Consider the following 482-nt stretch of genomic DNA (forward strand, 5'->3'; position numbering starts at 1 on the left):
GACATAATTGTACGAGGTCCTTCTCTATAATCCCAAGTGAATAAAAAAGTCTATTATCTGAAGTTTAATTGTGATTGTGTCTGTTGTCTATAAATAACATCCTGCTTTTTAGCCACGTTTTGAATTTCTGCAGTAGCTTCTTTTCTGGAAGTCTCATCTTGAATTGAAGTAAATGATTGTTCTTCATAAGTACCAGAATTGTTTTTTCTGCTGATACTGATTCCCTTATAATCTGGTTCATAACTAACTTTATATAGTTTTTTTGTTGCTCCACCAAAATAAAAACTAGTTTCTCTTGGTGTCTTTTCCAACTCTTTTGAAGTGGAACGAGGGAAGTTATCACGCAATAACTTGAACATTTCTTCCGTAAAAGCTTGGTTTTTAAGTTCAATTTGCTTATCTAGTTCAGCTTGTTGTAATTTCATTTCTTCAGCTTTTTTAATTTCTACACGTTGGGCCTCATCTTGGGCATTTTTTAGTTC

At 33.0% G+C, this 482-nt stretch carries 1 protein-coding gene; it reads right to left on the minus strand.

Annotated features, from left to right (window positions below):
• Nucleotides 1–53 precede the first annotated feature (53 nt).
• A partial coding sequence (locus EOC06_RS40575) for a hypothetical protein (protein ID WP_164899064.1) occupies nt 54–482 on the minus strand: 429 nt, incomplete at its 5' end.

This window comes from Mesorhizobium sp. M7A.F.Ca.MR.362.00.0.0, assembly GCF_004023175.1.
Taxonomy (GTDB): Bacteria; Pseudomonadota; Alphaproteobacteria; order Rhizobiales; family Rhizobiaceae; genus Mesorhizobium.